Annotated in this window: 23 protein-coding genes; 6 read left to right on the top strand and 17 right to left on the bottom strand. The window is 60.2% G+C overall.

The window, feature by feature from the left end:
* Positions 1-4: 4 nt before the first annotated feature.
* Positions 5-547 (bottom strand): YaeQ family protein, encoded by a 543-nt coding sequence (locus BBI10_RS15885; protein WP_065989944.1) that lies wholly within the window; start codon positions 545-547, stop codon positions 5-7.
* Positions 548-797: 250 nt separating this feature from the next.
* Between BBI10_RS15885 and BBI10_RS15890 the strand changes: the two genes are divergently transcribed.
* A complete protein-coding gene (locus tag BBI10_RS15890; protein WP_432213753.1) occupies positions 798-1,643 on the top strand; it encodes a TIGR02285 family protein in 846 nt (281 codons plus the stop codon).
* Between the two features lie 195 nt (positions 1,644-1,838).
* On the opposite strand, the gene BBI10_RS15895 is transcribed toward BBI10_RS15890, so the two are convergent.
* The 11 genes from BBI10_RS15895 to ffh all read right to left on the bottom strand — a co-directional run bounded on the left by BBI10_RS15895 (position 1,839) and on the right by ffh (position 13,084).
* Positions 1,839-2,135: a DUF3509 domain-containing protein gene (locus BBI10_RS15895; protein ID WP_065989948.1), complete on the bottom strand. Its 297-nt coding sequence runs from the start codon at positions 2,133-2,135 to the stop codon at positions 1,839-1,841.
* Between the two features lie 152 nt (positions 2,136-2,287).
* Positions 2,288-4,396, bottom strand: a complete 2,109-nt coding sequence (locus tag BBI10_RS15900; RefSeq protein ID WP_083233148.1) for a transporter substrate-binding domain-containing protein — start codon at positions 4,394-4,396, stop codon at positions 2,288-2,290.
* A gap of 199 nt (positions 4,397-4,595) precedes the next feature.
* Positions 4,596-6,005: a threonine synthase gene (gene thrC, locus BBI10_RS15905; protein ID WP_065989950.1), complete on the bottom strand. Its 1,410-nt coding sequence runs from the start codon at positions 6,003-6,005 to the stop codon at positions 4,596-4,598.
* A gap of 142 nt (positions 6,006-6,147) precedes the next feature.
* Positions 6,148-7,452: a homoserine dehydrogenase gene (locus BBI10_RS15910; RefSeq protein ID WP_065989951.1), complete on the bottom strand. Its 1,305-nt coding sequence runs from the start codon at positions 7,450-7,452 to the stop codon at positions 6,148-6,150.
* A 132-nt stretch (positions 7,453-7,584) separates the two neighbouring features.
* Positions 7,585-8,325 carry a bifunctional protein-disulfide isomerase/oxidoreductase DsbC gene (gene dsbC / locus BBI10_RS15915; RefSeq protein WP_065989952.1) on the bottom strand — a complete coding sequence of 247 codons (741 nt, stop codon included), beginning with the start codon at positions 8,323-8,325 and terminating at the stop codon, positions 7,585-7,587.
* A gap of 167 nt (positions 8,326-8,492) precedes the next feature.
* Entirely contained in the window at positions 8,493-9,389 is an 897-nt protein-coding gene (xerD, locus tag BBI10_RS15920) for a site-specific tyrosine recombinase XerD (RefSeq protein ID WP_065989954.1), read from the bottom strand.
* A 128-nt stretch (positions 9,390-9,517) separates the two neighbouring features.
* Positions 9,518-9,868, bottom strand: coding sequence for a 50S ribosomal protein L19 (gene rplS, locus BBI10_RS15925; protein ID WP_037012438.1), 351 nt, complete (start codon positions 9,866-9,868; stop codon positions 9,518-9,520).
* Between the two features lie 43 nt (positions 9,869-9,911).
* Entirely contained in the window at positions 9,912-10,664 is a 753-nt protein-coding gene (trmD, locus tag BBI10_RS15930) for a tRNA (guanosine(37)-N1)-methyltransferase TrmD (protein ID WP_065989956.1), read from the bottom strand.
* A gap of 3 nt (positions 10,665-10,667) precedes the next feature.
* The gene (rimM, locus tag BBI10_RS15935; RefSeq protein WP_065989958.1) at positions 10,668-11,204 is read right to left on the bottom strand and encodes a ribosome maturation factor RimM; all 537 of its coding nucleotides are present in this window, start codon (positions 11,202-11,204) and stop codon (positions 10,668-10,670) included.
* A gap of 5 nt (positions 11,205-11,209) precedes the next feature.
* Positions 11,210-11,461: a 30S ribosomal protein S16 gene (rpsP, locus tag BBI10_RS15940; protein WP_037012442.1), complete on the bottom strand. Its 252-nt coding sequence runs from the start codon at positions 11,459-11,461 to the stop codon at positions 11,210-11,212.
* A gap of 246 nt (positions 11,462-11,707) precedes the next feature.
* Positions 11,708-13,084, bottom strand: coding sequence for a signal recognition particle protein (gene ffh, locus BBI10_RS15945; protein ID WP_065989960.1), 1,377 nt, complete (start codon positions 13,082-13,084; stop codon positions 11,708-11,710).
* Between the two features lie 291 nt (positions 13,085-13,375).
* Here ffh and BBI10_RS15950 point away from each other — a divergent pair, with 291 nt between their 5' ends.
* From BBI10_RS15950 to BBI10_RS15960, 3 genes are all read left to right on the top strand, one after another.
* On the top strand, positions 13,376-14,188 hold the full coding sequence (locus tag BBI10_RS15950) for a cytochrome C assembly family protein (protein WP_065989961.1): 813 nt from the start codon (positions 13,376-13,378) through the stop codon (positions 14,186-14,188).
* Between the two features lie 12 nt (positions 14,189-14,200).
* Positions 14,201-15,439: a CNNM domain-containing protein gene (locus BBI10_RS15955; RefSeq protein ID WP_065989962.1), complete on the top strand. Its 1,239-nt coding sequence runs from the start codon at positions 14,201-14,203 to the stop codon at positions 15,437-15,439.
* Positions 15,440-15,741: 302 nt separating this feature from the next.
* The gene (locus tag BBI10_RS15960) at positions 15,742-17,064 is read left to right on the top strand and encodes an MFS transporter (protein WP_065989963.1); all 1,323 of its coding nucleotides are present in this window, start codon (positions 15,742-15,744) and stop codon (positions 17,062-17,064) included.
* Positions 17,065-17,144: 80 nt separating this feature from the next.
* Here BBI10_RS15960 and purT read toward each other — a convergent pair whose 3' ends face one another.
* From purT to BBI10_RS15980, 4 genes are all read right to left on the bottom strand, one after another.
* On the bottom strand, positions 17,145-18,326 hold the full coding sequence (gene purT / locus BBI10_RS15965) for a formate-dependent phosphoribosylglycinamide formyltransferase (RefSeq protein WP_065989964.1): 1,182 nt from the start codon (positions 18,324-18,326) through the stop codon (positions 17,145-17,147).
* Positions 18,327-18,443: 117 nt separating this feature from the next.
* Entirely contained in the window at positions 18,444-18,707 is a 264-nt protein-coding gene (locus BBI10_RS15970; protein ID WP_065989966.1) for a DUF1289 domain-containing protein, read from the bottom strand.
* Positions 18,707-19,231: a gamma carbonic anhydrase family protein gene (locus tag BBI10_RS15975; RefSeq protein WP_065989968.1), complete on the bottom strand. Its 525-nt coding sequence runs from the start codon at positions 19,229-19,231 to the stop codon at positions 18,707-18,709. The genes BBI10_RS15970 and BBI10_RS15975 overlap by 1 nt, the downstream gene beginning before the upstream one ends.
* 77 nt (positions 19,232-19,308) lie before the next feature.
* On the bottom strand, positions 19,309-19,920 hold the full coding sequence (locus tag BBI10_RS15980; protein ID WP_065989970.1) for a CoA pyrophosphatase: 612 nt from the start codon (positions 19,918-19,920) through the stop codon (positions 19,309-19,311).
* A 153-nt stretch (positions 19,921-20,073) separates the two neighbouring features.
* On the opposite strand from BBI10_RS15980, the gene BBI10_RS15985 reads away from it, so the two are divergent.
* Together BBI10_RS15985 and BBI10_RS15990 are read left to right on the top strand one after the other, a co-directional pair.
* Positions 20,074-20,625 (top strand): NUDIX hydrolase, encoded by a 552-nt coding sequence (locus tag BBI10_RS15985; RefSeq protein ID WP_065989972.1) that lies wholly within the window; start codon positions 20,074-20,076, stop codon positions 20,623-20,625.
* A 50-nt stretch (positions 20,626-20,675) separates the two neighbouring features.
* A complete protein-coding gene (locus BBI10_RS15990) occupies positions 20,676-21,239 on the top strand; it encodes a L,D-transpeptidase family protein (protein ID WP_065990266.1) in 564 nt (187 codons plus the stop codon).
* A gap of 54 nt (positions 21,240-21,293) precedes the next feature.
* On the opposite strand, the gene BBI10_RS15995 is transcribed toward BBI10_RS15990, so the two are convergent.
* Positions 21,294-21,605 carry a YqfO family protein gene (locus BBI10_RS15995; RefSeq protein WP_065989974.1) on the bottom strand — a complete coding sequence of 104 codons (312 nt, stop codon included), beginning with the start codon at positions 21,603-21,605 and terminating at the stop codon, positions 21,294-21,296.

Genomic DNA, 21,605 nt, shown 5'->3' on the forward strand with positions numbered 1-21,605 from the left:
TGAATCAGCCCCGCTCGCCTGCCAGCCACTGCAATTGCACTTCGTGCTGGCCGCGATCATCTGTGACGAAGATCGTGCCTTCGCTGATCATTACGTCCCACTTGATCACCCGTGGCATGTCCTTGGACAAGACTTCGAGCGCCTCTTGGGGGACCGAAGCGATGTTGACGTTCTTCAGCGTCTTGATCGCCGGTATGACCTTGCCTTCCCACACCCGCAGACTGCCGTAGGCCAGCAGGCTGGTGCGTTCGGTACGGCGCGAGCACCAGGTCAAACGGTCGGCGTCGGGCTGTCCGACTTCGATCCAGTGCAGGACGCGATCGTCCAGACTCTTTTCCCACAGCGCCGGTTCATCGACGTCTGACAGACCCCGGCCAAACGACAGGTGCTCGTTGTACCAGAAGGCGTAGGCCAGCAGGCGCACGGTCATGCGCTCTTCGGTTTCCGAAGGATGACGGGCGATGGTCTGCTTGACGGTTTCATAGACCCCGCGATCAAGGTCGGTGAGGTTGAGTTCGAACTTGTAGGTCGTGGACGGCTGGGCCATGAACGGGCTTCTAGAGAGACGGGAAAGGCGGCAAGTCTACCCGATGCAGCCCCGTTGAACGACCGAACTCGATGAGCGATGCGGATCGTCTCTCAAATGGGAGACGGGGCACAACGTTCGCGAGGCGTTACTCATGCCCCCATGACATGTGTTAAATAAATGAGGCACATCACCGATTCCTTGCTGCGAGACGCTGTCGATGAGGGTCAACGCTTCCATGCATGTCACCGGTTCCCGAATGCGCGCCTTGCTGATCGCAGGCCTGTTCGCCTGCCTGCCCGGTACGGCGTCGGCACGTGAAACGCTGATCTGGCTGCTGCGCGACTTCCCGCCCCTGACCATATTTTCCGGACCATTGGCGGGCCAGGGTGCCATCGACAAGCTGATGCCCGAGCTGACTGCCCGGATGCCGGAGTACGATCACCAGGTCATGCACGTCAACCGCGCGCGGGGAACCCAGATGCTCAATGACCCCGACGTGTTCGCCTGCGACCCGACCCTGCTGTGGACGCCCGAGCGCGACAAAACCATTCTGTTTTCCATCCCGTCCTACGCCACGCCCAGTAACGGCGTCACGATCGAGCGCAGACGCCACGCACTGTTCGCACCGTTCATCAACGCCGACGGCCGCCTCGACCTTGCCGCCTTACTGGCCAGCGACAGCGTCGATGTCGGCATCGTCGGCGAACGCAGCTACGGCCCCGTCATCGATAAAGTGTTGCGCGAGACCCCGCACCCCGAACGTCTGATCCTGCACTACGGCAATACAGCGGTGGGCAGCATGCTGGAAATGGAACGGCTGGATCGCTTCCAGGCGATCATCAGTTACTGGCCGGAAGCGCGCTTTCACGCGCAGGAACAGGGCATTCCGCTAACAGAGCTGGAGTTCTTGCCGGTCAAAGACGTGCCCAAATACCAGTTCGCTCACATTGCCTGTTCGAAGACCGAGAAGGGCCGTGCGGCGATGGAGATCATCAACCGGGAAATGCGTGTGCTGCGCGTGACGCGACTGATCGGGTTTTACGCGGAGTGGATGATGAAGAAGGAGGAATACCTGCGCGACGCCCAGACATTTTTCGATGAGGAAACGAACTGACGCCGGGTGAAATCCGCGCCTGGCGTTGAAGCCCTGAATGTCAGACAAAAGAAACCCCGAGCAGCGGGGAGACTACTCGGGGTCAACCGTGGTCCATCTTGGACCCGTACGGCAGGCAGCATGAACATCGGAGCACAATGCCTGCGCCTGCCGTAACTGATAGGAGCCTACCGAATGGAGAAGGTTCCCTGCGACTCAGACGAAAGGTCGGGAGGCAGCATAAGCGGCAGACTGGGACACATTGCGCATGGCAGCGATGACACAAGGCTCGATGCGCCCTTCTGCCACCATCAAATCACGGTGAAGACCATCTACCACGTCAGTCAGCTGACGCTTGTCGCCCAACTGCGATGCAGAAAAAACCCGTTCAGTCACCATCGCACCCGCTGGATTTTTCAGCGTCACCAGGCGTTCGCCCAGAATACCGGCCGGGCCGATAATCGCCTGATAAGGAGACAGCGCTTCGCTCAGTAGCAAGCTGATATTTTCCATCCGGATCACCACTCAACAGTTTGAATGCAAAGGTGCTAACCAATGACCATTGGCAGCAGCGGAAAGTTCTGAGCAGTGTGGCGCTTTGACACATGCGCACTGACTGCAACAGCTTGACTCCGGAGCATGCCTGCCGAATGTGACAGGCAAAATTACCCCCCTGATGCCTTCGCCCGCCCTAATTCGTCGAGCAGCGCCTTCAACTGCCCTGCCGCCCGCTCCGCGGCCTGACGAGCTTCGCGCAACTCGCTCTCCAGGCGCTTACGCTCGCTGATGTCCATCCAGCCGCCGAGCAATCCATGCATTTGACCGTCGGCGCGATGATAGGGCACCGCCCATTGCCAGGCGTAGACCCGTCGCCCGGCCAGCGTAAGGACGCGCTCGGCAAATACCGGCTCCTGCGTCTCCAGCAGCTTCATGTAATCGGCGTGCAGTTGCTCGGCCATATCGCGGTCAACGAGATCGACATCGGTCAGGCGTCGGCCTTGCATCCGTTCGTAACCGATCCCGAAGCTCTCCTCGTAACTGCGGTTGCAGGCGACGAGCCGGCCTTGCAGATCACGCACATAAACAGGGTTGGGGAACGCATCGAGCAATGTCCGTTTGAAGGCGAGCTGATCACCCAACTGTGCTTCGGCGCGCTGCCGTTGATGGATCTGATACCTCAGGCGGCTACTCCAGACCAGTGACACCAGACCCAGCAACAGTGAGGCGCCCGTAACCCCGTAGATCCAGTTGGGGATGCGGTTCCACACCGAAGGCGCAGCGGCTGCCGCGCCGAGCCATTTGAGGCGAATAGCGCGCATTTCCGTCACGGAAAATTCCTCAAGGGCCTTGTTCAGAATACCGAGCAATTCGGGATGGGCCTTGACCACGGAAAACCGGTCCGGAGACCACAACCCTTCGACGCTGCGGCCCACTTTCAGCCCGCCGGGCGGATACAGCCAGGCGCCCGCCTCGTTCTGAATAGTGGCGTCCGCCTCCCCCTCCTCGACGAGCTGGCGGGCTTCGGCGTAGGTGGGCACGAGCAGCAGGCGGATCTGCGGGTAGCGTGTCTGAATAAACTCCAGCAACGCATGTCGCGCGGGGAGTGCGAGCACCTTGCCGGTCATGTTCGCCAACTGAAGGGAGACATTGCTGTCGGCGCGTTCCAGAAATACCCAGCTGTTGCCTCCAAATGCATACGTGAAATACAGCATTTTCTTGCGCTCGGGGTTCTCCGCCAGGGTGGTATTCATGTGCGCGCCGCCGTCTGCCAGGGTCTCAAGCAGAGAATGGGTGGAAGGCGCTTCCTGATAGACAAACTGCAACCCGGTCAGGCGCGAAATGCGCGCCAGCACGTCGACATTCAGCCCCACCCATTGACCACGAGCGTCTTTGTAGATGTAGGGAGGGTGCTGAGTTGACGCCACCACCACCCGCGGATGTTTGCGGATCCACAACTGTTCAACGGGGTTGATACTGACTTGCCGACGCGCAGGGTCAGCGCCAAGCCCGACGGTCCATCGGCTCAGGATTTCCCGGCGCAAAGACTCGTCCATGTCTGCCAGCACGCGGTCGAACAGTGCGTGAAGTCTTGCGTCTTTATCGCGAAGGGCGAACGAAAAACCCATGGGGGGCAACAAGCTGTCGAACTTGCTGTGCAGCCCCAGGTACGGGCGCAAAAGGCTGTAGGACTGCACCACGAGCTCGTTGGCAATCAGCGCGTCGGCGTCGTCGTGGGCCAACGCCTCCATGGCGCTGTAGAGCGTGGGCGCAAGCACGATGTTGCTTTCGGGGTAGATGCGCTGCACAACCGCAGCGTCGGCATAGCCGTCCAGCAGCACCACGCGTTTGCCTTCCAGCGTAGGCTTGAGGCTGGTGTCGTTGGCCCGGCCGAACACCACCGCGCGGTCCGCCAAGTAGTCGCGCGTCATCGACAGTCCGGCTTTGTTTCGCTCAAATCCGCTGGCGCTGGTCAGCACGTCGATGTCACCGGCCAGGAGTGCCTCCACCGCCTTCTCTCGTTTAGCGAACCCTCGCACTTGAACGGGAATTGCCAACCGGGCGCTGACTACGCTGAGGTAATCCGCGCTGATGCCCTGATAGCGATTGCGGTCAGTGGTGATGTCGACGGGCTCGTGATCGGCGACGGAAATGCCAACCCGGAGCGTTTTTCGTGCGTCCAGCCACTGACGGTCCGCGTCATTGAGGGCGATGGGCTGTTGCGCAAGGAAAGGCGCACCCAGGGCGAACGGCAGGTTTTCACTGGAGTGACCCATGGGACTGTAGAGGCAGACGAGCAGCAGCAATGCCCATAGCGCCGGTCGGAGATCAAGGTGACGGCCATTGAATGCCGTTGAGTAAAAATGTTTAACAACCACAGGCTTATCCGAGAAATTAAGATTCTTCGGAAGTGTGGCACGCAGAAAAAACAAGGCCCGCTGCGAGGCGGGCCTTAGTTGTTACACGGCGATACGGTCAGAGAGGTTTGCCACGATTGCCATGCTGGCTGACAAAGGCCTGTACGGCCTTGAGGTCATTTGGCAGGACGGTGCAGCGTTCGTCTCGCTCAAACAAATCAGACAAATGTGCAGGCAGCTCGAGCGCTTTTCCTACACCGGCCTTCAGCACGGCATCCGGGAACTTGACCGGATGCGCCGTTCCCAGAATCACCATCGGCGTATCGAGGCTGCGGCGGCAGTCCCGTGCGGCTTTCACGCCGATCGCGGTGTGCGGATCGAGCAGCTCGCCAGTGCTGGCGAATACTTCGGCGATGGTTTTGCAGGTGTCTTCGTCACTGACCGCCAGCGAATCAAACAGCTTGCGGGTTTCGGTCCAGCGTTCTTCATCCACGCTGAAACCGCCGCCTTGCCTGAAGGTGTCCATCAGCTTGGCAATCGCGCCGCCGTTGCGACCGTGCATGTCGAACAGCAGACGCTCGAAGTTGGACGACACCATGATGTCCATCGAAGGGGTCAACGTCGCGTGCAGGGTTTCCTTGACGTACTGATTGCCGCTCATGAAGCGGTGCAGGATGTCGTTGCGGTTGGTCGCGACCACTAGTTGGCTGATCGGCAGGCCCATGTTGCGGGCCAGGTAACCGGCGAAGATGTCACCGAAATTGCCGGTCGGCACGGAGAACGCCACCGAACGTGCCGGGCCGCCCAACTGCAGCGACGCGTGAAAGTAGTAGACGATCTGGGCCATGATCCGCGCCCAGTTGATCGAGTTCACCGCCACCAGACGCGTGCCTTTGAGGAAGCTCTGGTCGGCGAAGCTGTTCTTGACCATTTCCTGGCAGTCGTCGAAGTTGCCTTCGATCGCGATGTTATGGATGTTCTCGCCGAAGATGGTGGTCATCTGGCGGCGCTGAACATCGGACACGCGATTGTTCGGGTGAAGGATGAAGATATCGACGTTGTCGCAACGACGGCAGCCTTCGATGGCGGCCGAGCCAGTGTCACCGGAGGTGGCGCCGATGATGACCACACGTTCGCCGCGCTTCTCGAGCACGTAGTCCAGCAGACGACCCAGCAGTTGCAGGGCGAAATCCTTGAACGCCAGGGTCGGGCCATGGAAAAGCTCCAGCACCCACTCGTTGCCGTTGAGCTGACGCAGGGGCGCAACCGCAGCGTGGGAGAACACGCCGTAGGTTTCTTCGAGGATCTTCTTGAAATCCGCGTCCGGGATGCTGCCCGTCACAAACGGACGCATCACACGAAAAGCCAACTCGTGGTAAGGCAGGCCGGCCCAAGACGCGATTTCTTCCTGGGTGAAACGCGGCAGGTTTTCCGGAACGTACAGACCGCCATCGCTCGCCAGACCGGTCAGCAGCACGTCTTCGAAATTCAGGGCCGGTGCCTGGCCGCGGGTACTGATATAGCGCATTGTTCAAACCTTCGGTTTGGGCGGCAAGCTTCGAGTGGCGGGCTGCAAGTCAAAGTGCTTAACCTTCAACTCCAGCCCGGGACCCAAGGCTCACCGCGGTATGATTTTGCTGTTACTTGCCGCTTAACGCTTGCGGCTGATCTCAGTTCAAATGCTCAACGCGGATGCGGACAACCGGCCCGGCGACATCTTCCAGCGCTTCCAGCGCTTTGATCGCATCGTTCATGCGTTTCTCGACCACGCGGTGGGTCAGCAGAATCATCGGCACCAGGCCGTCATGTTCTTCGACTTCTTTCTGCATGATCGATTCGATGTTGATGCCGCGCTCGGACAGGATGCTCGCCACCTGCGCCAGCACGCCGGGATGATCCTTGGCCTGGATGCGCAGGTAGTAGGCACTTTCGCACGCGTCGATCGGCAGGATCGGGTGGGCCGACAGCGAGTCGGGCTGAAAGGCCAGATGCGGGACACGGTTTTCCGGATCGGTGGTCAGGGCACGGACCACGTCGACCAGATCTGCGACGACGGACGAAGCGGTCGGCTCCATGCCGGCACCTGCGCCGTAGAACAGAGTCGATCCGGCTGCATCGCCGTTGACCATCACGGCGTTCATCACACCGTTGACGTTGGCGATCAGGCGATCGGCCGGGATCAGGGTCGGGTGGACGCGCAGCTCGATACCGCTCGGCGTGCTGCGGGCGACGCCCAGGTGCTTGATCCGGTAGCCCAGCGCTTCGGCGTAATTGACGTCGGCGGTGGTCAGCTTGGTGATGCCCTCGGTGTAGGCCTTGTCGAATTGCAGCGGGATGCCAAAAGCGATGGACGCCAGAATGGTCAGCTTGTGCGCCGCGTCGATGCCTTCGACGTCGAAGGTCGGATCGGCTTCTGCGTAACCAAGCGCCTGCGCTTCAGCGAGGACGTCCGGGAAGGTACGGCCTTTCTCGCGCATCTCGGTGAGGATGAAGTTGCCGGTGCCGTTGATGATGCCGGCCACCCAGTTGATGCGGTTGGCCGACAGGCCTTCACGAATGGCCTTGATCACCGGAATGCCGCCCGCCACTGCCGCTTCGAAGGCGACGATGACGCCCTTCTCCCGGGCCTTGGCGAAAATTTCGTTGCCGTGCACGGCGATCAGCGCCTTGTTGGCGGTGACCACGTGCTTGCCGTTTTCGATGGCCTTGAGCACCAGTTCACGGGCGATGTTGTAGCCACCGATCAGCTCGATGACGATGTCGATTTCAGGGTTGCTCGCCACGTCGAACACGTCGGTCGTGGTCGGGGTACCGGTAATCTGGCAATTGGGGTTTGGTGTACGCATGGCAATCTGCGCCACTTCGATTCCACGCCCGGCACGGCGGGCAATTTCCTCGGCGTTACGCTTTAGCACATTGAAGGTACCGCCACCGACAGTACCCAGCCCACAGATGCCTACTTTGACCGGTTTCACTATGAACTCCCCATAAAACGGCCGACGCGAGGCCGGCCGTGGAATCAGCCGCATTCAACACGGCTCGCTATTGATGAAGCGCTGCACACAGGCCGCTTCAATGTTTACCGCAGGAGGCTGCGATAAACGAAATTACTTGGCGCCCAGCGCCAGTTTGGCCACTTGCGGCGCCGGCTGGTAGCCCGGAATCAGCTGACCGTCGGCCAACACGATGGCCGGTGTGCCGTTCACGCCGATGGACTGGCCGATCTCGAACTGTTTGGTGACCGGGTTATCGCACTTGGGCGCCTGAATATTCTTGCCGTCGACCATGCGGTCCATTGCACCGCGGCGGTCCTTGGAGCACCACACTGCCTGGAGTTGCTCGTCACCCGGCGAACCGAGGCCCTGACGCGGGAACGCTACATAGCGCACTTCGATGCCGCGCTTGTTCAGCTCCGGCACTTCGGCGTGCAGCTTGTGGCAGTACGGGCAGGTGGTGTCGGTGAATACCGTGATGTGGGATTTGGTCTCGCCCACGGCTGGGTAGACGACCATCTCAGCGGCAGGGATGCCGTTGATGGTCTTGGAAATCGCCTGACGCTCGACTTTCTCGGTCAGGTTGACCGGCTTGCCGGCCTGCATCTGATACAGGTTGCCCTGCATCACGAACTGGCCGTCCGCACTGGCGTACAGCACGCGACCGCCTTTCAGATTGACCTCATAGAGGCCGTTCAACGGGCTGCTGGAAATGCTCTCGATGGGGATTTCCAGATTGAGCGATTCCAGGGTCTTGCGAATGGCTTTGTCGGACGCCTCATCGGCGTGGGCAAACAGGCTGAAAGAGCTGGCCAGCGCTACAACGGCAGCACCGAGAAAACGAGTGACGCGCATGAAAACTCCTCGAGCGGTGAGCAGACGGGCCGGGCTGAAAACGGGTGGCGAAACCGCACCAGGATGTTTTCAGGGCCTTGATCTGCGAAACCGGCAAAGCCTATCACATAAGGCTCGCAAGGCCGACGCCCGCCGATGTAAGACAGGTCGCAAATTACTGAAGTCATCTACCCCCTCGGGTGGTGCTTCGCATGCATTTCCTGCAACCGCGCGCGGGCGACGTGGGTGTAGATTTGCGTCGTCGACAGATCACTGTGACCGAGGAGCATCTGCACGACGCGAAGATCGGCGCCGTGGTTGAGCAAGTGCGTGGCAAAGGCGTGACGCAGGGTGTGTGGCGAGAGGGACTTGCCGATGCCGGCGACTTTGGCCTGGTGCTTGATGCGGTGCCAGAAGGTCTGGCGGGTCATCTGCTCGCCGCGCTGGCTGGGAAACAGCACGTCGCTGGGGCGGCCGTTGAGCAATTCGTGGCGGGCGTCGCGCATGTAGCGCTCGACCCAGACGATGGCTTCCTCCCCCATCGGCACCAGCCGCTCTTTGCTGCCCTTGCCCATGATGCGCAGCACGCCCTGGCGCAAGTTGACCTGTTCAAGCGTCAGGCTGATCAGCTCAGTCACCCGCAGTCCGCAGGCGTAGAGCACTTCAAGCATCGCCCGGTCACGCTGGCCGATGGCGTCGCTCAGGTCGGGCGCAGCCAGCAACGCTTCGACGTCGGCTTCGGACAAGGATTTGGGAAGTGGCTTACCCAACTGTGGCATGTCGACCTGCAACGTAGGGTCGACCGCGATCAGCTTTTCTCTGAGCAGGTAGCGATAGAAGCCACGCACGCCGGAAAGCAGTCGCGCTGTCGAGCGAGGCTTGTAGCCGTTGTCGACCCGCCATCCGAGGTGATCGAGAATCGCCTCCCGACTGACACTCATCAGGTCCACGCCCTGCTCCTGCAACCAGCCGTTGAACAGTGCGAGGTCGCTGCGATAGGCATGGCGCGTGTTGTCCGACAGCCCTTTCTCCAGCCACAGAGCGTCAAGGAAGCGGTCGATCATGGGATGGTCAATGGCGGGCATGGGTTCTGACTTGGGGGGTGGAAACCGGTGGCAGTTTTTCATACTTGCGAAGGCGGGACAAAACCGAATGCCAGAAAGCAAAAAAGCAGCCCGTAGGCTGCTTTTTCATTCGCATGGGAAGACTGAGATTAAACCAGTTTTTCCTTGATGCGAGCTGCTTTACCGGACAGGTCACGCAGGTAGTACAGCTTGGCCTTGCGAACGTCGCCGCGACGTTTCACAGCCATGCTGTCGATTTGCGGGCTGTAGGTCTGGAAAGTACGTTCAACGCCAACACCGTTGGAGATTTTACGAACAGTGAAAGCACTGTTCACACCACGGTTACGCTTGGCGATAACAACGCCTTCGAACGCCTGCAGACGAGCGCGGTCGCCTTCCTTCACTTTCACCTGAACGACAATGGTGTCGCCCGGGGCAAAGGGAGGGATCTCTTTGGTCATCTGCTCTGCTTCGAGTGCAAGGATGATTTTGTTAGTCATGCTGTGCTCCTAAGGTAAATCGGTTCGATCTACCATCGATACGTTAACTATCGTCCCGCTCGCGGAGGTATTCCGCCAGCAGCTTCTTCTCTTCTCCAGAAAGCGAGCGGCTTTCCAGAAGATCGGCGCGTCGTTCATAGGTCCGCCCAAGGGACTGCTGTAAACGCCAACGCCGGATGTGTGCGTGATTGCCACTAAGCAATACGTCGGGAACACGCTGATCCGCATACACCTCCGGTCGGGTGTAGTGCGGGCAATCCAGCAGACCATCCGTGAAGGAATCTTCCTCAGCGGAATCTACATGCCCTAAAGCTCCAGGCAGCAGTCGCGTAACCGCATCTATCAGGACCATGGCCGGCAGCTCACCGCCAGATAACACATAGTCGCCAATCGACCACTCTTCATCGACATGAGCTTCAATGAAACGCTCGTCGACGCCTTCATAACGACCGGCAATCAGGATAAGTGCTTCTTCCTGCGCCAGTTCGCGTACCGCAGACTGATCCAGCTTGCGGCCTTGTGGCGACAGGTAAATCACCTTCGCCGCATCCCCCGCCGCCTGCCTGGCCTGAGCCAGAGCATCTTCGAGGGGCTTGATCTTCATCACCATGCCAGGGCCACCGCCAAACGGGCGATCGTCCACAGTGTGATGTCGATCAGTGGTGTAATCCCGCGGATTCCAACAGGTCAGCTGCAACAGCTCCTGTTTCACCGCACGGCTGGTGATGCCGTATTCGCTGATGGCGGAAAACATCTCGGGAAACAGCGTGATGACTTCTATGCGCAGGCTGGCCATTGCTTAGAAATCCGCGTCCCATTCCACCTTCATCTCGCCTGCAACCAGATCAACTGCCAACACGCATTGCTCCGTATAGGGCAAAAGGCGTTCGCGATCATCCAGACTGCCTGCGCAGGGTTTGACCACCATTACATCGTTTGCGCCGGTTTCCAGAAGATGATCGACCTTCCCGAGCAATTGCCCAAGACCGTCAATGACCTTCAGACCTTCAAGCTGGTACCAGTAGTACTCGCCGTCGGTCAATTCAGGGAACAGGTTGCGCGGCACGCAAATCTCATAACCGGCCAGAAGACGAGCTTCTTCACGATCATCAAGACCCTTGAGCTTGGCGACCAGGAACTTGTCGTTCCCGCGTCCACTGACCAGCTCGACCTGTTTCACATTGCCTTCGCGCTTGAGCGTCCAGGTTCTGTACTGCAACAGGTTTTCAGTCGGATCAGTAAAGGAATACACCTTCACTTCGCCGCGAACGCCGTGTACCGAGTAAATCTTGCCGATGACGATCAGATCGTCGGCGGAAGCTGGCGTCGCGTTCATATTGCTCAGGCCGCAGCCTTGGCAGATTCCTTCAACAGCGAAGCAACACGCTCAGAAGGTTGTGCACCAACGCTCAGCCAGTAGGCCAGACGCTCTTGGTTCACGGACAGACGGATTTCCTGACCACGGGCAACCGGGTTGAAGAAACCGATTTGTTCCTTGTGGGAACCGTCACGTGGGTTGCGGCTGTCGGTGACAGTCAGGTGGTAGAACGGGCGCTTTTTAGAGCCGCCAAGGGCAAGACGGATTGTTAGCATTGAACAATTTTCCTGTAGTCGGTGCTGCAAATCTAAGATGCACAGCGGGCATGGGTGCCCGAAAGGCCGCATATTCTAAGGAATATCCGGATTTTTGCAAATGACTTTTTCCGGCGTACGCCGTCAGGCCACTTAGATCTGCCGTGGAGCCGTCAGCGAGGACGGCGGTGAGCGCCTGCCTGAGCAGGCCATCGGGACGGTTGCCCCCATGAATGACGCGCGGGAATCACTCCCGCGCGATGCAATTTACATTTTGGGCATACCGCCGCCGGGCAACATTCCGCCCATGCCGCGCATCATTTTTGCCATGCCGCCCTTGGTCGAAAACTTTTTCATCATCTTCTGCATCTGTTTGTGCTGCTTGATCAGACGACCGATGTCCTGCACCTGGGTGCCCGAACCCATGGCGATACGGCGTTTGCGTGAACCGCTGATCAGCTCAGGGTCGCGACGCTCGGCCGGGGTCATCGAATTGATGATGGCTTCCATTTGCTTGAACTGCTTTTCGGCGGCGCCTTGTGCGTTACCCATCTGCGACAGGTTCACGCCACCGATGCTTGGCAGCTTGTCCATGAGCCCGCCCAGGCCGCCCATGTTCTTCATTTGTTGCAGCTGATCGCGGAAGTCTTCGAGGTCGAAGCCCTTGCCCTTCTTCAGCTTCTTGGCCAGCTTGTCGGCCTTGTCCTTGTCGAGGGTCTGTTCGGCCTGCTCGATCAGGCTGAGCACATCACCCATACCGAGGATGCGCGATGCGATACGGTCCGGATGGAAAGGCTCCAGCGCCTCGCTCTTCTCGCCCATGCCGATGAACTTGATCGGCTTGCCCGTAATGGCGCGCACCGACAGTGCAGCACCGCCACGGGCATCGCCGTCGACCTTGGTCAGGATCACACCGGTCAGCGGCAGCGCATCACCAAACGCCTTGGCGGTGTTCGCAGCATCCTGGCCGGTCATCGCGTCGACGACGAACAGCGTCTCGGCCGGCTTGACCGCCGCGTGCAGCGCCTGGATCTCGCCCATCATCTCGGCGTCGATGTGCAGACGACCGGCGGTGTCGAGGATCACGACATCAATGAACTTGAGCTTGGCTTCTTTAATAGCCGCTTCGGCAATGTCGACCGGCTTCTGGCTGATGTCGGACGGGAAGAACGTCACGCCGATGTCGTTGGCCAGGGTTTCCAGTTGCTTGATCGCGGCCGGACGATAGACGTCCGCCGACACCAGCATCACGGTTTTCTTTTTGCGTTCTTTCAGGAATCGGGCGAGCTTGCCGGCAGTGGTGGTCTTGCCCGCACCTTGCAGACCCGCCATCAGGATGACCGCCGGCGGCGTGACGTTGAGTGTCAGCTCTTCGTTGGCCGCCCCCATCATCTCTTCCAGCTCGGCCTGGACAATCTTCACGAACGCCTGGCCCGGCGTCAGGCTGCGCGACACCTCGGTGCCGACGGCGCGCTCCTTGATGCGATTGACGAAGTCTTTGACAACCGGCAAGGCGACGTCGGCTTCAAGCAGCGCCATACGCACTTCACGCAGTGTGTCCTTGATGTTGTCCTCGGTCAGCTTGGCTTTACCAGTGACCTGGCGCAGCGTCTGCGAGAGACGATCTGTCAGATTTTCAAACATGCGTGATCCTTTGGGTTCGTGCTGAACCCCGATTGATGCGGCCAGGCCCGTAGCGGCCTTTTTCAGTCGGCTGGCGAGATCGCGACGCCCGCTCTTCAGAGAGTCGCTATTGAAATAGGGACGCTATAAAGGCGGCTGAAACAGCGATCGGCTAGCCTGTGGCTTGAGCAGGTCGCGGATTATAGCGAAGACTCCAGCGCACGGACACCACGGCGTCTCCTTCTGTAGTCTTTCGTGAAATGCGCGTTTTATGCCAAACTCACCGGCTTTCGAGCACGCCCAACAGGATCTATGTCCCCCTTGTCACCGAGTTTGCTCTTCAGCCTCGCCGCCGCCGTGTTTTATGCCGCTGCGACTGTCTACCAGGGTATGCGCCTGCGTCAGGGCCAAAAGGCCGACAAATGGCTGCTGTGCCTGATCGGCACCCTTGCCGTCGCTTGCCAGGCCAGTGCGCTGTTCGGCCAACTGGTGCGCCCTATCGGCCTGGGTCTGGACTTTTTCAGTGCCGCCAGCCTGATTGCTGTTGCCGTCATCATCGTGACCATGCTCGCGTGCATTCGCCTCCCGGTCGAAATCCTGCTGATCCTCCTGTTCCCGCTGGGGCTGCTGACGAGCCTGATGGCGCAGTTCGCGCCTTCCGGCACCCAGCAACCGATCATCGAAGAACACGGCATCATCAGCCATATCCTGCTGTCGATCCTCGCCTACGGCATGTTCACCATCGCGGTGTTCCAGTCCCTGCTCCTGCTGCTGCAAGACCACCAGCTGAAGAACAAGCACCGCCTTGGCCTGATCAGAAGCTTCCCCCCGTTGCAGACCATGGAAAGCCTGCTCTTCGGCTTCCTCTGGGCCGGGTGGGTCTTGCTGTCGATGTCGCTGATCTCCGGCTGGCTGTTCGTCGAAAACCTGTTTGCCCAGCATCTGGTACACAAAACCCTGCTGTCGATCCTCGCGTGGATCGTCTTCAGTGTGCTGCTGTGGGGACGCCACCATCTGGGCTGGCGCGGCCACAAGGCGATCCGCTGGACGCTGGGCGGATTCCTGCTCCTGATGCTGGCCTACTTCGGCAGCAAGCTCGTTCGTGAATACATCCTGCACATCTGACGGGCGTTGATCATGGATAATCTGCCGGTCGGCACAATGCTCACGCTGCTTGCCCTGCTCACCTTGTGGTCCGGGCTATTCAGCGCGGTCGAGGCGGCGCACCATAATCTGCGGGCGATGCCGGTCAATCACCGTTCCAACGAGCCACCGAAGCCGGTTCTGGCGTTCAACCTCAACAGCCTTATCCTCGGCAACACGCTGCTCAAGGCGCTGATCACCGTGCTCGCCACGTTGCTGGCCATCGGGCACTGGAATTTCCACGGTCCGCTGATTGCCTGGCTAGGCGTCGCCAGCGTGCTGGTGGTGGTGACCGAGTTCATTCCGCGAAAGCTGGCGGCGCGTCGTCCCGAGTCAATCCTGCTGCTGGGCAACAACGTGCTGCGCATCCCGGTTCGGCTGCTGCAGCCGCTGACCTGGCTCTACAAGAACATCGCCAAAACGCTGTTGCGCCCTTTTCTGTCGAAGCGCCGGCCAGACACCATCGATGACGAAGACGACACGCGCCCGACGGTCTATCAGGACAACGAGAGCCAATATGGCCGTGCCCACGTCATCTCCGGGATTTACGCGCTGGACCGCATGACCGTGAATGACATTCTGGTGCCGCGCAGCGAAGTCGACGGCATCAACCTCGACGACACCATCGAGGAGATCATCGACAAGCTGATCATCTCTCGCCACACCCGCCTGCCGGTCTACTACAACGACATCAATCAGGTGGAAGGCGTGCTCAACACGCGGATGATCAGCCACCTGCTGCCGCGCAACGAGCTGACCAAAGAGGCGCTGCGGGCCGCCTGCTACGAACCCTACTTCGTGCCGGAAAGCACGCCGCTGCAGATGCAACTGCTCAACTTCCACAAACAGCAGCGGCGCATGGGCGTGGTGGTCGATGAATACGGCGAGGTGCTGGGCATCGTCAGCCTCGAGGACATTCTGGAAGAGATCGTCGGCGAATTCGAAAGCGAGCAAGCCCTCGACAATCCGCATATTCAGCCGCAGCCTGACGGGCGCCTGGTGATTGACGGTGCGGCGTCGATTCGTGATTTGAATAAAAGCCTCGGCTGGCACCTCCCTTCCGACGGGCCCAAAACCCTCAACGGTCTGATCACCGAAGCGCTGGAGACCATTCCCAACAGCGCGGTCTGCCTGAAGATCGGCCCTTACCGCCTGGAAATCCTCGAGACCGAAGACAACCGCGTCAGCCGCGTGCTGATGTGGTTGAACACCCGCACCAAAGACGTGATCTGAAAAGTCGGGCGGCGCCCTGAGACACTTGTTTCCGCGCCGATCCCCTTCCTATAATCGATCCGCTTACCCAGCCCCGCCGATCCGCGTGCTACCCGCACGATGCGCGATCTGGCCAGTCACACAGCCTGACTGCTCACGCGACACCCTGGCCTTCGCTCCCATCCCGAGCACGCCACGCATCTTTGCCCGCATCCGGGCTAGTCTGTTCAGCGCTGGACCAAAAAAACAATTAACGATTGCCGCAGCGCGCGTACGAATTTTCGTCACCTGCTGACAGGCGATACGACTGCCAGGGATTCCCCATGACCACGACTTCTGCCTTTCCGAGCAGCGACGAGAGCGAGGCCCGCCCCGCCAATTCCGCGGCCCGCGTCGCCACCGCCAGCTTCATCGGCACCGCCATCGAGTTCTACGATTTCTACGTGTACGCCACCGCCGCCGCGCTGGTGATCGGGCCGGTGTTCTTTCCGCAAACCTCCAGCACCGCACAGATGCTGTCGGCGTTTCTGACGTTCGGGATCGCCTTTCTCGCACGTCCGCTGGGCTCGGCGCTGTTCGGTCACTTCGGTGATCGTGTGGGGCGCAAATCGACACTGGTGGCCTCGCTGCTGCTCATGGGGGTCTGCACCACGCTCATCGGCGTGTTGCCGGGTTACGACGCCATCGGATCATGGGCGCCGATCCTGCTCTGCGTGCTGCGCTTCGGCCAAGGCCTCGGATTGGGCGGCGAATGGGGCGGCGCGGCGTTGCTGGCGACCGAAAATGCGCCCAAGGGCAAGCGTGCGTGGTTTGGCATGTTTCCGCAGTTGGGCCCATCCATCGGCTTCCTCGCGGCAAACGGGCTGTTTCTGACGCTGGCGATGACGCTGGATGACGAGCAATTCCGCTCCTGGGGCTGGCGCGTGCCGTTTCTGCTCAGTGCCGTGCTGGTCATCATCGGGCTGTATGTGCGCCTCAAGCTTGAGGAAACGCCCGTGTTCGCCAAGGCCATCGCCCGCCATGAGCGTGTGAAACTGCCGATTGCCGAGCTGTTCGGTCAGTACTGGAAGCCAATGCTGCTAGGGGCCGCGTCGATGGTGGTGTGCTACGCGCTGTTCTATATCTCCACCGTCTTCTCGCTGAGCTATGGCGTGAAAACCCTGGGTTACAGCCGCGAATCGTTCCTCGCGATGCTGTGCTTTGCGGTGCTGTTCATGGCCATGGCGACACCGCTTTCCGCGTTGGCGAGCGATCGATTTGGTCGCAAGCCGGTGCTGGTGATCGGCGGCGTGCTGGCGATCCTGTCGGGGTTTCTGATGGAGCCCTTGCTGACCCACGGCACGACCTGGGCGGTGACGCTGTTCCTGTCGATCGAGCTGTTTCTGATGGGCGTTACGTTCGCGCCGATGGGGGCGATGTTGCCGGAGCTGTTTCCTACGCGGGTGCGATATACCGGCGCGTCGGCGGCCTACAACATCGGCGGCATTGTTGGTGCCTCGGTGGCGCCTTTCTTCGCGCAGAAGCTGGTGGAAATGGGTGGTTTGAGCTGGGTCGGAGGTTATGTCTCGGCGGCGGCGTTGATCAGCGTGATCGCTGTGCTATGCCTGAAAGAAACCCGGCACGCGGACCTGGATACGATTGCCTGAGCAAACCGGGTATCGACGGTGCGTGATCGCCAAACAAAAACGGCGCCCCTGAGGGCGCCGTTTTTCATTCAGCGTGATGCTTACAGCTGAACCTTCACCGCCATCGACGCGCGGGTGGCTTTGCGACGGGCTGCTTCGATCGACTCGTCGCGCGCCAGTGCCACGCCCATCCGGCGCTGACCATTGACCTCAGGCTTGCCGAACAGGCGCAGCGCGGTGTCCGGTTCGCTCAGGGCTTGCTCCAGGTTGGCGAACGCCGTCTGGGTCGACTGGCCTTCAACCAGAATCACGGCCGATGCTGATGGGCCGAACTGGCGAATCAACGGGATCGGCAGACCGAGAATGGCCCGCGCGTGAAGCGCGAACTGCGAAAGGTCCTGGGAGATCAGCGTGACCAGACCTGTGTCGTGGGGGCGCGGCGAGACTTCGCTGAACCAGACCTGATCGCCCTTGATGAACAACTCGACGCCAAACAGACCACGGCCACCCAGCGCCTCGGTTACCGCTTTGGCGACGCGCTCGGACTCGGCCAATGCCACCGGGCTCATGGCCTGGGGCTGCCACGATTCCTGATAGTCGCCCCTCTCCTGACGATGACCGACCGGCGAACAGAAGGTCGTGCCGCCGACGTGACGCACGGTCAGCAAGGTGATTTCGTAATCGAAATCGATGAAGCCTTCGATGATCACACGGCCTTTGCCGGCACGACCGCCTTCTTGCGCATAGTCCCAGGCCTTTTGGATGTCCGCGTCGGTTTTCAGCAAGCTTTGACCCTTGCCCGACGAGCTCATCACCGGCTTGACCACACACGGGAAGCCCAGGTCTTCGACGGCTTTTTTGTAGTCTTCGAAGGTGTCGGCAAAGTGATATGGCGAGGTGGGGAGGTCCAGCTCTTCAGCGGCCAGACGACGAATACCTTCGCGGTTCATGGTCAGCTGCGCAGCGCGGGCCGTCGGAATGACCGTGAAGCCTTCGGACTCCAGCTCCACCAGGGTCGCGGTGGCGATGGCTTCGATTTCCGGGACGATGTAATGCGGTTTCTCGGACTCGATCACCGCACGCAAGGCGGCGCCATCGAGCATATTGATCACGTGGCTGCGGTGTGCGACCTGCATCGCCGGAGCATTGGCGTAGCGGTCGACGGCGATCACTTCAACGCCCAGGCGTTGCAGCTCGATCACTACTTCCTTGCCAAGCTCGCCGCAACCGCAGAGCAAAACGCGGGTCGCGGTCGGCGACAGTGGAGTTCCGATTTGAGTCATCTCAGGTCCTCATGGAGCAGGTCGAGGGTCGCTCGCCGTGTGCAAGCAACCGCAGGTAGAAAGGCGCGCAATTTAACATGAAGGCCGGGGAATGGGATGCAGCGGCGCAGGGTTGATTCAACCTTGAGGGTTGTTGCCACCCAGTAGAAACATCATCCCGCTGGCTCTCGCCCGCTCCTCGCAGGCGATCAACACCGCGCGACGTGCCTGGTTGTCCATGCGGCTCCAGCCGGTGATCTCGGCCACGGTGCGCTGGCAACCGGTGCAGATGTCGGCGTCGTCCAGGGCACAAATGCTCACGCAGGGCGAGCGGACGGGCTTTTCATGAATCGGCTTGTCATGAACGGTTGCTTCATGGATCGGGGGTATGGCGCTGGACATCAATCTTCCTGCGGGGCCAGGTCACGCGCGTAGCGGTGAGCGTTGTGGACGTAATGGGCGGCGCTGGCGTCGAGCATCTGCTTCTGTGCGTCAGTCAGCTCGCGGACGATCTTGCCGGGCGAGCCCATGACCAGCGAACCGTCAGGAATGACTTTGCCTTCGCCGATCAACGAGTTCGCGCCGATGATGCAATGCTTGCCAATCTTCGCGCCATTGAGAATGACCGCGTTGATGCCGATCAGCGTGCTGTCACCCACGCTGCAACCGTGCAGCATCGCGTTGTGGCCGATGGTCACGTTCCGTCCGATGGTCAGCGGCGAGCCCATGTCGGTGTGCATCACGGTGCCGTCCTGCACGTTGCTGTTCTCGCCGATGTCGATGAGCTCGTTGTCGCCACGCAACACCGCGCCGAACCAGACGCTGGCGTTGGCCTGCAAACGCACGTTGCCGATGACGGTGGCTGTCGGCGCGATCCAGCTGCTGGCGTGCGCATCGACGCGGGCATCGCCCAAGCGGTATTTCATGGCGTATTCCTCATGACGTATTCCTCACGGCTCGGCCCTCATGGCTCATTCCTGATGCAAGGCGCGGCGGCCGCGAGTCAGGATTTCAGCGTGTGGATGATGGATCGCTTTGGCGGCTCGTTGAGGTCGATGGCGCTGTCGAACAACAGGTTCATCAACTCGACGATCATGATCGCGGTCAGGCCCCAGATCTTGTACTCGCCGAAGCGGTAACTCGGCACGTACCAGCTGCGCCCTTGATAGTCGATGCGGTGGGTGTGTTCGCGGGCATCCTGACGGAAGAAGTCCAGCGGCACGCTGAAGACGGCTGCGATTTCGCCATCATTGGGTGTGTACTCGACGAAATCCGGAATGATGCCGACGTAGGGCGTCACTCTTATGCCGTGCTTGGAGATCAACGGACTCAGCGGGCCGATGACTTCAACGAGACCCGGTGGCAAACCGATCTCCTCCTGGGCTTCGCGCAGCGCCGTGAAGATGAGGTCCGGATCCTCCGGGTCACGCCGTCCGCCCGGGAAGGCCACTTCGCCGCCGTGGGTCGACAGGCCGCTGGCGCGCAGGGTCAGCACCAGTTCGGGCTCTGCATTGCGGGTAATGGGGAGAAGCACGGCGGCCTCGGGAAAGCGCGCGTCCGTTTTCAGCATCACCGGCGTGTGGCTGCTCATACGGTGAAGTAGCTCATCCAGCATGGGAATTCTCGATCGGTTGCCTGCCCGGCATCATGCACCAAAGCGGCGACGCGCCCAAGTCTTGTAGGACAACCCGCGCGTGCAAGACGCCTCTTGCCGTCCACCCGCGCTACGGCTCAAGATAGCCGCTGCCAACAGGAACCCGATTCGATCATGAAATTCTGCAGCAACTGCGGCGAACAGGTCATCCAGCGTATTCCCGAGGGCGACAGCCGCCCGCGTTACGTGTGTGAACATTGCGACACCATTCACTACCAGAACCCCAACATCGTGGCCGGCGTCGTGCCGGTGTGGGGCGACAAGGTCTTGCTGTGCCGTCGGGCCATCGAGCCGCGACTGGGCTACTGGACGCTGCCCGCCGGGTTCATGGAAAACGGCGAAAGCGTCGAGCAGGCGGCCCGCCGCGAAACGCTGGAAGAAGCCTGCGCGGAGGTCGAGGACCTGCAGTTGTACTCGATGATCGATGTGCCGCACATCAATCAGGTGCATATCTTCTACCGCTCGAATCTGGTCAAACCGGAGTTCGCAGCCGGTATCGAAAGCCTTGAAGTGAAGCTCTTCGACGAAGCGGATATTCCGTGGTCAGAGCTGGCGTTCAATACGGTCAGGCGTACCCTGGAGTGTTTTTTCCGCGACCGGCGGCATCAAGATTTCCAGGTACGCACCGATTGTCTGTCTGTCACACCGCCGCTCAAGACCACTTGATCGAAACGATGATGCGCGATTGCCGCGCAGGCTTCAGGGATACCCTTTTCATGCGTTGGTTGCTTGCCGTTTTATGCCTGTCGGTTGTGCCGCTGTCCCAGGCTGCGTTCACCCAGACCATCGTGCCCAAAGGCAGCGAACAGAAGTTCGTTGGCGGAAAGGTCGTCGACACTCAGAACATCGCGGACCGGACTGTCGATAAAGTGCTGGTGCTCAAATCCGCGCATCAGTTGCAATTGATCAGCCGTGGCGAGGCGCTGAAGACGTACCGGATCTCACTGGGCAAAGCGCCCACCGGACCTAAACTGCAAGAGGGAGACCAGCGCACGCCGGAGGGTTTCTACTGGCTCGACTGGCGCAAGACCAGCGCCGCCTACAACCTGTCGATGCACATTTCCTACCCCAACATTTCCGATGCCGCACGCGCCCGCCGCGAAGGCGTTAAACCCGGCAGCATGATCATGATTCATGGCACGCCGATCAACGACGATTACCCGGAGTGGTATTTCCACACGCTGGACTGGACGAACGGCTGCATCGCCATGCGCAACAGCGATATTCGTGAGGTGTGGGATCTGGTGAAAGACGGGACGATGATAGAAATTCGGCCGTAAGATTCAGCGGGTGTGATGCGGATTGCTTCAATCTCGAGCCATGCTGCAGGGAAGCTAGATATCTTCCAGCTTCCACACGTCATAAGCCGGTACTTCGTAGGGATGGCTATCCTTCAGCGCAGCAACCGCCTGCCTGATCAGCTCATCTGACACGACAAGCTCGACCTTCCATTCCTGAACCTGCTCGACCTCGCCGGCTTGCCCAATGAACGGCTGACTGCCATCCAGCGGGCGAAACTGGCCGTGGCCAAGCACTTGCCATGAGCAGCGGTCATACGCGCCGATTCGCCCCGCACCGGCGGCGAACAACGCGCTCTTGACCTGTTCCACATGGCTCTGCGGCACAAAGAAGGCCAGCTTGTACAT

The organism is Pseudomonas graminis (assembly GCF_001705435.1).
GTDB classification, from domain to species: Bacteria; Pseudomonadota; Gammaproteobacteria; order Pseudomonadales; family Pseudomonadaceae; genus Aquipseudomonas; species Aquipseudomonas graminis_B.

Excerpts from the sequence above, each read along its gene's own strand:
- BBI10_RS15900 (WP_083233148.1), bottom strand. The coding sequence starts at position 4,396 with ATGGGTCACTCCAGTGAAAACCTGCCGTTCGCCCTGGGTGCGCCTTTC.
- BBI10_RS15985 (WP_065989972.1), top strand. The coding sequence starts at position 20,074 with ATGAAATTCTGCAGCAACTGCGGCGAACAGGTCATCCAGCGTATTCCC.
- trmD (WP_065989956.1), bottom strand. The coding sequence starts at position 10,664 with ATGGCCAGCCTGCGCATAGAAGTCATCACGCTGTTTCCCGAGATGTTT.
- BBI10_RS15975 (WP_065989968.1), bottom strand. The coding sequence starts at position 19,231 with ATGAAATACCGCTTGGGCGATGCCCGCGTCGATGCGCACGCCAGCAGC.
- BBI10_RS15970 (WP_065989966.1), bottom strand. The coding sequence starts at position 18,707 with ATGTCCAGCGCCATACCCCCGATCCATGAAGCAACCGTTCATGACAAG.
- rplS (WP_037012438.1), bottom strand. The coding sequence starts at position 9,868 with ATGACTAACAAAATCATCCTTGCACTCGAAGCAGAGCAGATGACCAAA.
- BBI10_RS15960 (WP_065989963.1), top strand. The coding sequence starts at position 15,742 with ATGACCACGACTTCTGCCTTTCCGAGCAGCGACGAGAGCGAGGCCCGC.
- BBI10_RS15955 (WP_065989962.1), top strand. The coding sequence starts at position 14,201 with ATGGATAATCTGCCGGTCGGCACAATGCTCACGCTGCTTGCCCTGCTC.
- rimM (WP_065989958.1), bottom strand. The coding sequence starts at position 11,204 with ATGAACGCGACGCCAGCTTCCGCCGACGATCTGATCGTCATCGGCAAG.
- dsbC (WP_065989952.1), bottom strand. The coding sequence starts at position 8,325 with ATGCGCGTCACTCGTTTTCTCGGTGCTGCCGTTGTAGCGCTGGCCAGC.
- rpsP (WP_037012442.1), bottom strand. The coding sequence starts at position 11,461 with ATGCTAACAATCCGTCTTGCCCTTGGCGGCTCTAAAAAGCGCCCGTTC.
- BBI10_RS15980 (WP_065989970.1), bottom strand. The coding sequence starts at position 19,920 with ATGCTGGATGAGCTACTTCACCGTATGAGCAGCCACACGCCGGTGATG.
- ffh (WP_065989960.1), bottom strand. The coding sequence starts at position 13,084 with ATGTTTGAAAATCTGACAGATCGTCTCTCGCAGACGCTGCGCCAGGTC.
- BBI10_RS15990 (WP_065990266.1), top strand. The coding sequence starts at position 20,676 with ATGCGTTGGTTGCTTGCCGTTTTATGCCTGTCGGTTGTGCCGCTGTCC.
- purT (WP_065989964.1), bottom strand. The coding sequence starts at position 18,326 with ATGACTCAAATCGGAACTCCACTGTCGCCGACCGCGACCCGCGTTTTG.
- xerD (WP_065989954.1), bottom strand. The coding sequence starts at position 9,389 with ATGCCCGCCATTGACCATCCCATGATCGACCGCTTCCTTGACGCTCTG.
- BBI10_RS15885 (WP_065989944.1), bottom strand. The coding sequence starts at position 547 with ATGGCCCAGCCGTCCACGACCTACAAGTTCGAACTCAACCTCACCGAC.
- BBI10_RS15950 (WP_065989961.1), top strand. The coding sequence starts at position 13,376 with ATGTCCCCCTTGTCACCGAGTTTGCTCTTCAGCCTCGCCGCCGCCGTG.
- thrC (WP_065989950.1), bottom strand. The coding sequence starts at position 6,005 with ATGCGCTATATCAGTACCCGCGGCCAGGCACCGGCCCTGAATTTCGAA.
- BBI10_RS15995 (WP_065989974.1), bottom strand. The coding sequence starts at position 21,605 with ATGTACAAGCTGGCCTTCTTTGTGCCGCAGAGCCATGTGGAACAGGTC.
- BBI10_RS15895 (WP_065989948.1), bottom strand. The coding sequence starts at position 2,135 with ATGGAAAATATCAGCTTGCTACTGAGCGAAGCGCTGTCTCCTTATCAG.